Source organism: Paraburkholderia sp. FT54, from assembly GCF_031585635.1.
GTDB lineage: Bacteria > Pseudomonadota > Gammaproteobacteria > Burkholderiales > Burkholderiaceae > Paraburkholderia.
Genome location: NZ_CP134196.1, coordinates 1,795,014 through 1,807,987 on the forward strand (window position 1 = coordinate 1,795,014; position 12,974 = coordinate 1,807,987).

The 12,974-nt window shown below is 64.3% G+C and carries 12 protein-coding genes; 3 read left to right on the plus strand and 9 right to left on the minus strand.

What is annotated here, in order from left to right; translation table 11 throughout:
• Positions 1 to 22 precede the first annotated feature (22 nt).
• The 9 genes from hutC to RI103_RS27610 all read right to left on the minus strand — a co-directional run bounded on the left by hutC (position 23) and on the right by RI103_RS27610 (position 8,517).
• A complete protein-coding gene (gene hutC / locus RI103_RS27570) occupies positions 23 to 784 on the minus strand; it encodes a histidine utilization repressor (RefSeq protein ID WP_409076995.1) in 762 nt (253 codons plus the stop codon).
• 91 nt (positions 785 to 875) lie between these two features.
• Complete coding sequence (gene hutH / locus RI103_RS27575; RefSeq protein ID WP_310815657.1) at positions 876 to 2,525, minus strand: histidine ammonia-lyase; 1,650 nt, start codon at positions 2,523 to 2,525, stop codon at positions 876 to 878.
• 38 nt (positions 2,526 to 2,563) lie between these two features.
• Complete coding sequence (locus tag RI103_RS27580; RefSeq protein WP_012426714.1) at positions 2,564 to 3,355, minus strand: ABC transporter ATP-binding protein; 792 nt, start codon at positions 3,353 to 3,355, stop codon at positions 2,564 to 2,566.
• A 35-nt stretch (positions 3,356 to 3,390) separates the two neighbouring features.
• Positions 3,391 to 4,146, minus strand: a complete 756-nt coding sequence (locus RI103_RS27585) for an ABC transporter permease subunit (RefSeq protein ID WP_310815660.1) — start codon at positions 4,144 to 4,146, stop codon at positions 3,391 to 3,393.
• 14 nt (positions 4,147 to 4,160) lie between these two features.
• A complete protein-coding gene (locus RI103_RS27590) occupies positions 4,161 to 4,883 on the minus strand; it encodes an ABC transporter permease (protein WP_132382791.1) in 723 nt (240 codons plus the stop codon).
• A 95-nt stretch (positions 4,884 to 4,978) separates the two neighbouring features.
• On the minus strand, positions 4,979 to 5,839 hold the full coding sequence (locus RI103_RS27595; RefSeq protein WP_310815661.1) for a transporter substrate-binding domain-containing protein: 861 nt from the start codon (positions 5,837 to 5,839) through the stop codon (positions 4,979 to 4,981).
• A 290-nt stretch (positions 5,840 to 6,129) separates the two neighbouring features.
• Positions 6,130 to 6,810 carry an isoprenylcysteine carboxylmethyltransferase family protein gene (locus RI103_RS27600; protein WP_310815662.1) on the minus strand — a complete coding sequence of 227 codons (681 nt, stop codon included), beginning with the start codon at positions 6,808 to 6,810 and terminating at the stop codon, positions 6,130 to 6,132.
• A gap of 12 nt (positions 6,811 to 6,822) precedes the next feature.
• Positions 6,823 to 7,659, minus strand: a complete 837-nt coding sequence (locus tag RI103_RS27605; protein ID WP_310815663.1) for an arylamine N-acetyltransferase — start codon at positions 7,657 to 7,659, stop codon at positions 6,823 to 6,825.
• A gap of 183 nt (positions 7,660 to 7,842) precedes the next feature.
• The gene (locus RI103_RS27610; RefSeq protein ID WP_310815664.1) at positions 7,843 to 8,517 is read right to left on the minus strand and encodes a hypothetical protein; all 675 of its coding nucleotides are present in this window, start codon (positions 8,515 to 8,517) and stop codon (positions 7,843 to 7,845) included.
• A gap of 335 nt (positions 8,518 to 8,852) precedes the next feature.
• Here RI103_RS27610 and RI103_RS27615 point away from each other — a divergent pair, with 335 nt between their 5' ends.
• The 3 genes from RI103_RS27615 (at position 8,853) to efeB (ending at position 12,973) form a co-directional block, all read left to right on the plus strand.
• The gene (locus RI103_RS27615; RefSeq protein WP_310815665.1) at positions 8,853 to 10,376 is read left to right on the plus strand and encodes a carbohydrate porin; all 1,524 of its coding nucleotides are present in this window, start codon (positions 8,853 to 8,855) and stop codon (positions 10,374 to 10,376) included.
• Positions 10,377 to 10,476: 100 nt separating this feature from the next.
• Entirely contained in the window at positions 10,477 to 11,628 is a 1,152-nt protein-coding gene (locus RI103_RS27620) for a hypothetical protein (RefSeq protein ID WP_310815666.1), read from the plus strand.
• A gap of 37 nt (positions 11,629 to 11,665) precedes the next feature.
• The gene (gene efeB, locus RI103_RS27625; protein ID WP_310815667.1) at positions 11,666 to 12,973 is read left to right on the plus strand and encodes an iron uptake transporter deferrochelatase/peroxidase subunit; all 1,308 of its coding nucleotides are present in this window, start codon (positions 11,666 to 11,668) and stop codon (positions 12,971 to 12,973) included.
• The last annotated feature ends 1 nt before the right edge of the window (position 12,974 follow it).

The following is a 12,974-nucleotide window of genomic DNA, read 5'->3' on the forward strand; positions in this document are numbered from 1 at the left end:
ACGCTGCGCGTACTAAACCGCGCTAGACGTTCCCTGCAAGATGAAAACGCGACGCCGGATGCCACAACTGCACCGACGTCGCCACATCGTCGCCCACCCATGTGCGCCGCCATAATTGCAGACACGGCTCGCCGATATCCATCATCAGATGCCGGCGCACATAGGCGTCGGGCTTCTGCGCATAGATGCGAAACTCCGCGCGCTGAATCGGCGCAAGGCGCACCATGTAGTGATTCGGCGTTTCGATCGTGAAATCCTGGTTCAGGTAATCGGGGAACACCTTCGGATTGACGTAGCGATCCTCGTACTGGATCGGCTCGCCCTCCTCGCTGTGCACGATGCACGAGTGAAACGCCGGCCCGCTGGCGAGACCGAGCGCTTCGAGCGCCTGCGGGTCGTCGCTCGGTTCGAGCGTCAACACGCGTGCCGAATGGCGATGGCCGCGCGCGGCGATTTCGTCGGCGATATTGCGGATTTCCAGCACCGTCGATTCGTAGCGCTGCGGCGCGACGAACGTGCCGGAACCTTGCACGCGCGTGAGCACGCGTTCGGTGGTCAGCTCGCGCAGCGCGCGCGACACCGTCATGCGCGCGACGCCGAATTCCTTCACCAGCTCCGTTTCGGACGGGATCAACCCGCCGGGCTTCCAGTCCCCTTCGCTGATGCGCCTGATCACGTAGCGTTTGATCTGCTCATACGCAGGCATGGCTTTCGCGGGCGTCTCCTGGCCGCGCTCAGGGCGGTCTTGCGTCTCTGCGGTTCGCGCGTTTGTAGTTGTGTTCACTCCGACCTCGTAGGTGGTACGCGGTTGTACCTGGTGGGTACACCTTGGCCGGCTCGCCGGCGGATAAGCCCGCTCACCGGCATTGTCCGGGTCATGCCATGTGCGCGGCGGCCTGCCCGTCGTTGACGGCACTGCTCGCGGCCGCGCGGACGTGGCCCGCAGCCGCCAGATTCGTGAGCGTTGCAGATGCCAGCAGGTCCGGGCCGTCGGCGGACGTGACCGGCCGAGGGCCAATGTTACCAGGGTTCGGCAACGGCGGCGGCGCTTCCTCGGCGATCATGCGAAAGGCGACGCTCATGTCGTCCGCGAGCGGACGGTCGTCACGGTAGGTCGGCACGACGCGGCGCACGCGCTGCCACAGCGCTCCGGTGTGCGGTGCGCGTGGCGCGTCGATACTTTGCAGGTCGTAGGCTTGTGCCGCCGCCAGCAATTCGATCGCGACGATGCGCCCGGCGTTGTCGATGATTTCCAGCGCCTTCAGCGCGGCGGGCGTGGCATGGCACAGGTGGTCTTCCTGCAAGGCCGAGGTGATGCCGCCGTCGAGACTCGCGGGCAGCGCGAGCCGCCGGTTCTGCGCGACCAGCGACGCCGCCGTGTACTGCGCGATCATGAAGCCGGAACAGGTGCCGCCCGGCTCGGCGAGAAACGCCGGCAGGCCGCTCACCAGCGGATTGACGAGACGGTCGAGGCGCCGCTCGGCCATCGCGGCGACTTGCGCGATCGCGGTGGCGAGGCTGTCCATGGCCAGCGCGATCGAGGCGCCCACCGCGTGCGCCTGCGAATACACGCGCGGCTCTTCCGGCGTGCCGGCGACGATCGGGTTATCCGTGATCGAGGCGAGTTCGCGATTGACCACGTCGGCGGTCGCGGCGAGCACGTCGCGCGCGGCGCCGTGCACGTGCGGAATGGTCCGCATGCTTAGCGGGTCTTGCGTGCGCTGACCGACCACCGCCGCGAGAATGCCGCTGTCGGCCAGCGCGGCGCGCATCCGCCCGCCGACCAGGTTCAGGCCCGGCGAGATACGCAAGGCCAGCGAATCTTCGTCGAAAGCCGCGAGTTGGCCGCGCAGATTCTCGAAGCTCATCGAGGCGACCATGTCGGTCCAGTCGAGCAGGCGTTCGGCACGCGCTAAGGCTAACGCGGCGAGGCCCGTGACGCACGGCGTGCCGTTGACGAGACTCAGCCCTTCTTTGGCTTCGAGCACGAGCGGTTCGAGCCCGAGGCGTTGCAGCGCGTCGCGTCCCTTGAGCCGCTCACCGCGAAAGCGCACGTAGCCCTCGCCGATGCAGACGAGCGAGATATGCGCCATATGGCTCAGATAACCGACCGAGCCGAACGCCGGCACTTCCGGCAGGCAATCCGCGTTGAGCAGCGCCACCAGTCGGTCCGCGACTTCGAGGCGAATCCCCGAGTGTCCGTGCGCGAAGTTGTTGACGGCCGCGGCCATGACCGCGCGCGTTTCGGCGGCACCGAGCGGCGCGCCGACGCCGACCGCGTGGCTCATCAGGATGTTGCGCGACAACGTGCGCTGTTCGCCCGGCGAGACGATGACGTCGCACAGCGCGCCGACTCCGGTATTCACGCCATACGCGCGAATCCCGCGCTCGACGATCTGTTCGACGAGCACGCGCGCCGCCGCAATGCGCGCGCGGGCGTCGGTGGAAAGTTCGAGCGGCTCGCCGGCGGCAACCGCTGCCACCTGAGCCCAGTCGAGAGGACGATTGGAACGGATCACGGCCATATGAGTGCTCTGCCTGGTGGATTACCTGGTGATGCTGATCAGTTGGTGGTGCGGTCCTGATGGCTCGACACGAATTGCCGGAAGCGATCCGACTTGCATTCGACGAATACTTCGTCGGGCGTGCCGTCGGCTTCCACTTGCCCTTGATGCAGGAACATCACGCGATTGGATACATGACGCGCGAAACCCATTTCGTGCGTAACCACCAGCATGGTGCGGCCCTCTTCGGCCAGCGAGCGCATCACGCGCAGCACTTCGCCCACCAGTTCGGGATCGAGCGCCGAGGTCGGCTCATCGAACAGCATCACTTTCGGATGCATGGCCAACGCGCGCGCAATCGCCACGCGTTGCTGCTGGCCGCCGGACAGATGTGCCGGATAGTGGCCGCGCTTTTCCGCCAGACCGACTTTTGCCAGCAGCGCTTCCGCCTCTTCCACCGACTCGGCGCGGCTGCGTTTTTGCACGCGCATCGGCCCTTCGATCAGATTTTCCAGCACTGTCATATGCGACCAGAGGTTGAAGTTCTGGAACACCATGCCGAGTTGCGAGCGCACCCGGTCCACCTGGCGGCGGTCGCTCGGTTGCAGTTTGCCGTCGCCGCGGCGCTTCATTTTCAACTCTTCGCCGGCCAGCGAGACCGAACCGTCGTCGGGCGTTTCGAGCAGGTTCAGGCAGCGCAGGAAGGTGCTCTTGCCCGAACCGCTCGCGCCGAGAATCGAGATCACGTCGCCTTGATGGGCGTCGAGCGAAATGCCTTTGAGCACGTGGTGATCGCCGAACGATTTGTGAATGTTCTTGACCGACAGTGCAACGGGTGCCGTAGCGTTCATGGGGTTCTCCAGATTCATCCGGGATGGGCGGCCGTTCAGGGCGCGGCGCGGCGTGCTTCGGTGGTGGTGGAAACCGGGCGGCTCGCCGCGGCCTGCGGGCGTGCCGCGCGCAGATGGCGCGACAGACGCGTTTCGAGCATGCCGAGCAGCCGCACGATGACGAAATTCAGGAACAGATAAATGAGCGCGGCGCAGATGAAGACTTCTGTCGTGCGATAGCTTTGCTGGATGATCTGCTGCGCGACGCCGGTGACTTCCCACACGGTGACGAGACTCGCGAGCGCCGTCGATTTGACGAGCAGCACCGCTTCAGTCGAATACGCCGGCAAACACTGGCGCAACGCGATCGGACCGATCACGCGACGCAGCAGCGCAAAGCCCGACAGGCCGATCGAATAACCCGCCTCGATCTGACCGACCGGCACGGCCATCAAGCCGCCGCGAATGATCTCAGCGGTGTAGCCGGCCGTGCACAGCGCGAGCGACAACACCGCGCACATATAGGGCTCGCGCAGCACCGGCCACAGGAAGCTCTCGCGTATCATGCCGAACTGGCCCATGCCGTAGTACACGAGGAACATCTGGATCAGCAGCGGCGAGCCGCGAAACACGAGGATGTAAGCGCGTGCGAAGCGATTCGGCAGCCAGTGCGGCGACACACGCATCGTGACGATCACGAGCGAGAGCAGGCCGCCGAGAATCAGCGAGCAGAAGAACAGGCCGAGCGTGGTCGGCACGGCGGCGAGCAGTTGCTTGAGCGTGTCGAACAGAAAGTCGAAGTCGAAATGCATGATGGCCGCCCTCGTCAGTTACGCGCGAAGTTGCGCTTGAAGGACCGGCCCACGTGCGCTTCGGCGCGGTTGAAGACCCGGTTCGAGATGCTGGTCATGAGCAGATAGAGCGCGCCGCCCACCACGAAGAACGTGAAGTACTGGTGCGTGGAACCCGCCGCCACTTGGCTCGTGCGCAGCAATTCGGCGAGCCCCGTTACGGAGATCAGCGCCGAATCCTTCAGGCTCAATTGCCAGACGTTGCCAATGCCGGGCAACGCGAAACGCAGCACTTGCGGGATCAGGATGCGGCGCGCCATGGTCAGCGTCGGCATGCCGATCGAGCGCGCGGCTTCGAGTTCGCCGCGCGACACCGCCAGCACCGCCGAGCGGTAGACCTCGGCCTGGTAGGCGCCGGAAATCATGCCCACGGCCAGCGCGCCGACCACGAACGGCGGCACGCCGACGAAACCCTCCGCGCCGAACCACTGGCCGACGGTCGTAACGAGCGTCGAGCCGCCGAAATAGAACAGATAGATGACGAGCAGTTCAGGCACGCCGCGAAACACGGTGGTGTAGATATCGCCGACTACGCGCAGCGTACGAAAACGCGACAGCTTGGCCGCCGCCACCAGCGCGCCGAACACGGCGCCGACCGCGAGCGCCGCAAGCGTGAGCGCCACCGTCATCAACGCCGCGAGCAGCAATACGCCGCCCCAGCCTTCCGGCCCGAAGCCGAGCATCTGTATCAGAGCCATTTCTTACCTCTCATCCGTTACGGCGGATCGAACCGGCCGGCGCGTGCAGGTTGTCGCCACGCGCGCCTGCCGCTACCTCTTAACGTGAAGGCGAATCAAGGCGTGACGTCAGTCTTGAACCACTTGTCGGAGAGCTTCTTGACGGTGCCGTCGGCGAGCGCGGCACTGATCGCGGTGTCGAACTTCGCTTTGAGGTCGGCGTCCTGCTTGCGGAACGCCAGGCCTTCGCCCGGGCCCCAGATCGGGCCGCCGATCTTCGGACCGGCCATCACGATCGACGCGGTTTCCTTCTTGTCGATGTTGGCGGCGTAGTACGTCACGTCGTCGAACGAGGCGTCGATGCGGCCGTTGGCCAGATCCAGATCGCGCTCGGGCGAGGTCTTGTAGACGCGGATCGTGGCAATGTCCTTGAAGCCGTCATTGATGAACTTGGTGTAGACCGTGCCCGACTGGATGCCGATGGTCTTGCCCTTCAGTTGCTTGCGCAAAGCGTCGACGGTCGGCTGATCGGCCTTCGGGTCGCCCGACAGTTTGACGACGCCCGCGCCCGGCGCGGCCTTGGGCAGCACCTTTGCATCGGCCACGGCGAACGTGGCGGGCGTGGCGGCGTACGGTTTCGAGAAGGCGATGATTTTTTCACGCTCCGGCGTGATCGAGATCGCGTCCATCAGGACGTCGAACTTGCCCGCCTGCAAACCGGGAATCATGCCGTCCCAGTCTTGCGCCACGAGATTGCATTGCAGCTTGATGCGCTCGCACAGGTTCGCGACCAGTTCGGGTTCGAAGCCGCCCAGCTTGCCGCCCGGCAAGGTCAGATTCCACGGGGCGTAGCCGCCTTCGAGCGCGATCGTCACCGTCTTCCAGTCTTTGGCCTGCACCGGTGCCGCAAAAATCGCCGCGGCGCCGAGAACGGCCCCTATCAATATTTGTGCTGCCGTCGTGCGCTTCACTTTCACGTCGAAACTCCTTTGATTGAGGAAACCGTCGGAACTGGATGTTTAACCGCCGCTTAATTTGTATAGACAAGTCTGCATGAGTCAAAAAGCCGTCGCAAGAGAATTTGCGGGAAATTAACGGAATCATCGGGTAAGCCCCTAGTCGATGCCGTGCAGTGCGGCTTTGCGGGGAATTCTTAATGCGTGAAGAGCGCATGTCATGCGCCGCTCGATCAGCGAGCGCAATTCACTTTGTCTAGACAGGTTGATGCAAGTCGAACAAGCGCGCGGCAATGGCGGCTCGATGCGCCCTACCAGATGAACGGCACGAAGCGATACCGCACGCGCGCCATGTAGTCCGCGTAACCGTCGAGTTGCGCGGCCAGCATGCGCTCTTCGCGCACTGCGCGCCAGCCGATGCCGATCACCATGACCGGCACGAAGGCGAGACCCCACCACGACCCGAGCAATAAAGGCGTGCCGACGAACAGCAGCAGCGCAGCGGAATACATGGGATGACGGACATGCGCGTAAAGGCCTGTGTCGACCACCTTATGCCCGCGGCCCGCCTGGATCTTCACGACCGGCGCGGCATAGCTATTGGCCTGGAACACGAAACGGCACATGAAAAGGCAGAGGAATACGCAGAGCGAGCCGAGGCTGACCAGCGCGACCGGCAATGGCGCGGTCCAATGAAAGCGCATGGCGTCGAACGCCATCAGGACCAGCCAGCCGCACCACGCCACCGAAACGCTCACCATGAAAACGCGGTCCCAGCGGCTTTGCTGCTCCTGCACGAATGGCGAAAGCCGCTCGGCGAGCAGGCCGGGATCATGGCGCGCCAGCCACAAACCGATCCACAGGCTCAGCACGCCCAATTCGGTCACGTACCACCACGCGGCCGGCCATGCGAACGTGCCCGCCGCGCCAAATAGCAGCGCGCCCATTCCCACCAGCCAGACCACCGTTTGGAAGATGAGGCGCGCGACCATGGCGGTTCGTTGCTACGCGGTTTTCGGCGGCGTGCGCACGCGGTCGAATATCCCGGCGATGTCGATGTCGCCGGTGTTCAGACCAAACTGACCGCGCAGACATGCCGCGAGTTCGCCGGCATTCTTGAGTTGCCGTTCGCTGATGAGCCGGCCATCGGCCGCGCGTTCGCTCAGTTGATCGTTGAGCAGCGCGAGGCGCGCTTCGGGCAATACGCGACACACGATCAGGGTGTTCGCAAAGATCGCTTCCGGCGAGGTCGACGTGTACCAGTTCGAGGTTTCGTAGTCGATCCACTCGACCGGATGCAGATCGAAGCAATAGACCCGCGCCCAGCTTTCGTCGCGCGCCTGCACTTCGAGATAGAGCGCGCCGCGCGATGCGTCGGCGAGACGGAACGTGCCGAGGTCGGTGGGCTGGGCGATGCCCGCGGTCATCCGCAGCGGCGCGGTCAGCGTCACGCTGCCGAAGCCGACGTCGGCAATCCAGGCTTCGTTTTCGATGTCGAGGCGCAACACCATATGCGTGCGCGGCGCAGGCGTGTCCGATTCGCGGCCCCAGAGCACGCGCGCGAGCAAGGGCGTGACCTTGAAGCCCAACTGCATCAGCACGTTGGCGAACAGCGCGTTCTGTTCAAAACAGTAGCCGCCGCGGTGTTCGGTGACGAGTTTGCGCTCGACCGATTCGAGATCCAGTTTCACCGGACGCCGCGTGAGCGGGTTCAGGTTCTCGAACGGAATCGCGCGCGGCTGCAGCCGGTGAAGCGCCTGAAGCACTTCCAGTGTTGCCGCGCGCGGAGCTTCGTAGCCGATGCGGGTGAAGTAGTTGTCCAGATTCACTGTGTAAGACATCGGCAGGGTTCCGGTATGGTTTTGGGCGCCGGACGCTTTTGGTTGCGTGCGGCCATGCGGTTTCGGAAATCGATCATAGTCGCTTTTGTGGGCGGCCCGGTGCGGCGGTCTTGACCTGCTTTAGTAGTCGCCGCCGGAGACGCCGCCCGGCGCGAGGGTGGCGTTCGTCCTGAAAGCCGCGTGTTACTGGCCGCCCTTTAGCGCCGAAGTCGCAATCGACGGCACGGTGATGCCGTGGCTCGACGCGAACTGCACGGCGGAACTCAACGTCGACATCAGCGATTGCAACTGGCCCGGCGCCGATTGCGCGATGTATGACGCGCTTTGCGCCGTCTGCGGATTCATGCCGGCCTGCAGCAGCGACGATGGACTCATCTGGCCGATGCTGCCAAGCCCCGACTGCAGGCTCGAATACTGGCTCACGCCTTTACCGAGCGACGCCAGGCCGTCCGTGAAGGCCTCCTTGTTGACCGGCGTAGCCGACGCACCGCCGCTCGTGAAAGCCTGGGTCAGCGTCTGCGAGAGCGACTGCTGTGTGCTGTCCACCTGCGTCAATTGACTCACCGAGGGCGTGCCGCCGCTCAGCAATCTCGCCGCCTGCTGCGCTTGCCCGGCCGCGCTGCTGATACCCATCGCGGAAGCAAGACTGGACTGGCCGCTGAGCACCTGCTGGTTCGCGCCCACATAGTTCTGCAGCAACTGCGAAACGCCGTCCGACGACGCTGTCGCCCCTGCGCCCGCCGAACTGTCACCGCCGCCTATGCCGAACTGTTTGAGATTCAGTTGCGCATTCGACACGCCACTCACCAGCAAACCGCCGCTCGCCAGCAACGAAAGCAACACCATGCGTTTGTTCATCTCCATCTCCTGAATTGGCATTTGGGGGGACTCGTGCGAGTTCGACACCACACCCCGGAACGCGTTCGATCTGACCACCGCCATACGGTTTCATTACATTTACATTCGCTGCGAATTACGTGCACATACCGTTTCGTAGCAGTGCCTAAAGAGCAAGCTTATACGTCAGTAATATTGATGCGAATCGTTCTCATTTGTGTTGACGCGTCAATTCCGCATGCGTACGATCTCGCCATCTGCTGCAGTTGGCGTCGCGAACCGATGCGGCAAATCGCGGGCATGGCGATGCGCCGCGATGGTTCAAATCAGTCGATACAACACCAATAAGGATTTCGATGAAGTTCGCCCAATTCAACGGACCCCGCGTGCAAGCGCGTCCGTTTCGCGACTCCGCGCCGCGCGCCAACACCACGCGGCGTTCGCGTTTGCCCTCCATGCGGCGTGCCGCACTTTGCACGGCGTTCGCGTGGGCGTCGCTGACAGCCGGCGCCGCGATGGCCGAAGCCAATCCCGACGCCGCGCCGGAAGCGCCCGAGGCCGACCTGAATATCCAGGCGACCCAGACGAACCAGTGGACCGGTTTCTGGAATCGACAGCAGATGCTCGGCGACATCGGCGGCCTGCGCCCCTGGCTCGGCAAATACGGCGTGACCTTCACGCTCACCGAAACCAGCGAAGTGCTCGCCAACCTGCGCGGCGGTCTCGCGCGGGGCGCCGACTACGACGGCCTGACGACGGGCACCGTGCAATTGGACACGCAAAAAGCGTTCGGCCTGCCGGGCGGCCTGTTCAACGTGAGCGCCTTGCAGATTCACGGCGCCAATCTCAGCGCCAACAAGCTCGGCACGCTGAACACGGCGAGCGGCATCGAAGCCGACGACGCGACCCGTCTGTGGGAATTGTGGTACCAGCAGTCGTTTCTCAACAAGCGCGTCGACGTGAAGATCGGTCAGCAAAGTATCGACCAGGAATTCATCACGAGCCAGTACTCGGCGTTGTTCATCAACACGATGTTCGGCTGGCCTGCCCTGCCCTCGTACGACATGCCGTCGGGCGGCCCGGCGTATCCGCTGTCCGGCCTCGGCGTGCGCGTGCGCGGCCAGATCACGCCTGCGTTGACGGCGCTGGCGGGCGTGTACGACGGCGACCCGCTCGGCAACAACCCGGACAACAGGAGCGGCACCAACTTCAACCTGCACAACGGCACGCTGTTCATCGGCGAATTGCAGTATGCGATCAACCAGCCGGCCGACGGCGAAATGGTCGGCGCGGGCGGCGGCGGTTTGCCCGGCACCTACAAGCTCGGTGTCTGGTACAACAACAACTCCTTCGCGGATCAGCGCTTCGACAACACCGGCTTGTCGCTCGCGAATCCGGCCAGCAGTGGCATCGCCCAGAATCATCACGGCGACTACAGCTTCTACGCCGTGGCCGACCAGATGATCTGGCGCCCGGACCCGGACGAGCCGCGCAGCATCGGCGTCTTTGCGCGCGTGATGGGCGCGCCCGGCGACCGCAATCTGGTGAGCCTCGCCGCCAACGTCGGCGTCGTGATGAAAGCGCCGTTCGCCGGCCGCGACAACGACAGCGTCGGCCTCGCGCTTACCTACATCAAGGTCGGCAACCACGTGAACGGCCTCGATACGGATGCGCGCGCATTCAGCAATAGCCCGTACGGCATACGCACCAGCGAAACCACGCTCGAGGCGACCTACCAGTATCAGGTCAATCCGTGGTGGCAGTTGCAAGCCGACGCGCAATACACGTTCAACGCCGGTGCCGGCCAGAATCCGAACGATCCGACGCAGCCGCTGCGCAACACGTTCGTCATCGGCGTGCGGACCAACATCAACTTCTGACGACGTTCGCGCCCAACTCACACGCTACCGACCAATCGAATCCCATGCTTTCGATCATGACCGCAACCCCCGCTTTGTGCGCAGGCACGGAGGCTCAATCGTGAACAATCCCACGCGCCAGTTTTCGCCGCGCGCCGCGCGGGCCCTGATCGCCGCCACTCTCAGCGCAGCCGCATTCGCGACCGCCGGCAGCGCGCACGCGGATCCGCAAGGTTTCCTTGAAACCGTCAAGCACCACACCACGCTGATCAATACCGTGCCCAGCAATGGCGACCAGAATCCGTACGCGGTAGTGGTTGCACCGGTCACGGCCGGCACGGTCAAGCAAGGCGACGTGCTGGTCGGCAACTTCAACAACTCGACCAATCTGCAAGGCACCGGCAGCACGATCATCAACTATCACCCGGATACCAGGGAGATGACGGTGTTCGCGACGGTGCCGCGCGATCTGAAGGAATGCCCGGGCGGCATCGGCCTGTCGACCGCGATGACGATGCTCAAGTCCGGCTACGTGATCGTCGGCAGCACGCCGAGCAACGACGGCACCACCGGCACCAAGGGCGCCGGCTGCCTGATCGTGATCGATCCGCAAGGCAAGGTCGCCTCGACCATCAGCAGCCCGAACATCAACGATCCGTGGGGCAACATGGCGGTCGTCGACAACGGCAACAGCGCGGCGCTGTTCGTCAGCAACGCCGGCTTCGGCGTGGGTGGCGCGGACGGCAATCCGCCGGTGTTCAAGCAGGCGACCGTGCTGCGCCTCGACCTCGACGTGCCGGCCGGCAAGCCGCCGGTCGTGAAGAAGGAAACGGTGGTGGGCAGCGGCTTCGGCGCGCAGGCGGACAAAGGCGTGTTCCTCGTCGGCCCGACCGGACTCGCGCTCTCGGCCGATCAGAAACTGCTGTACGTGTCCGACGCGATCGGCAACCGCATCACCGAAATCGACGAACCGATGACGCGCGACACGAGCGCGGGCGTCGGCCGTCAACTGACCGCCGACGGCCTGCTGCACCGGCCGCTCGCGATGGTGACCGCCCCCAACGGCCACCTGCTCGTCACCAACGCGCTGAACGGCCAGATCGTCGAAATCGATCCGGCCAGCGGCAAGCAGATCTACGCGCGCTGGATCGACACCGACAAGGCGCAATCGCCCCCGGGCAACGGCGACCTGTTCGGCCTCGCGATGACCCCTGCAGGCGACGGTTTTTACTACGTGCAGGACGACGTGAACACGCTGGTGCTCGCGAAGTAAGTTGAATGTTCCAAAGCCGAACGAAGGTGAAGTAACCATGGCAAACGATCAACCCCCGCGCCCCGCACGGCGCGGGTTTCTCAAGGCCGGCGGCGCCGCCGTCGCGGCCGGCGCGAGCCTCGGCGCGGGTCTGGCGACGTCGCAAAACGCGCTCGGTAAAACGCAGGCACATGCTCTTGCCGATCCGCAGCTTGCCGTCGAGCCGTTCTATGGCGTGCATCAAGGCGGCATCGTCACACCGCAGCAGAGTCACACGTACGTCGCCGCGCTCGATCTCACCACCGAGAAGCGCGAGGACGTGATCACGCTGCTGCGCGCCTGGACCGACGCCGCTGCGCGTCTCACGCAAGGCGGCACCGCCGCGCCGTTGCCGATCGGCGACGCCGCCGACAACAAGCCCGCGCCCGATTCCGGCGACGTGCTCGGTCTCGGCCCCAATGGACTGACGATCACCTTCGGCTTCGGCCCCGGTCTCTTCACGCATGAAGGCAAGGACCGCTACGGCCTCGCCGCGCGCCGCCCTGCTGCGCTCGTCGATCTGCCGCGCTTTAACGGCGACCAGTTGATCAAGGAAAAAACCGGCGGCGATCTGTTCATTCAGGCCTGCGCGAACGACGCGCAAGTGGCGTTTCACGCGGTACGTCAATTGTCGCGACTTGCATACGGCACGGCGGCGATGCGCTGGGGCCAGGCCGGTTTCCTGTCGGGCCCGCGTGGTCAGACGCCGCGCAATCTGATGGGCTTCAAGGACGGCACCAACAATCCATCCACCGCCAAGCCGCAGTTGATGAACCAGTTCGTGTGGGCCGGCGCCAGCGCGGACGCGCCGTGGATGGAAGGCGGCACCTACACCGTCGTGCGGCGCATCCGCATCACGCTGGAGCACTGGGACAACACCGAACTGGACTTCCAGGAACAGGTGTTCGGCCGCCACAAATACAGCGGCGCGCCGATCGGCAAGAAGAACGAGTTCGACGCCGTGGACCTGAAGGAAGAGGACAAGGACGGCAATCCGGTGATTCCGGAGAACTCGCACGTGCGTCTGTCGAATCAGGCGAGCAACAACGGCGCGCAGATCTTGCGCCGTTCGTACTCGTATAACGACGGCACGAACTTCTACATCGAGCGCTGGCCGCCATGGCGCCAGGAAACGGAGTACGACGCGGGACTCATCTTCATCGCGCATCAGGGCGACCCGCGTACCGGCTTCATTCCGATCAACGACAGGCTCGCCAAGTTCGACATGATGAACCAGTTCACCACGCACGTCGGCAGCGCGATTTTCGCCGTGCCGCCGGGCGCGAAACCAGGCTCGTATATCGGCGCAGGACTGTTCGAGACGTAAA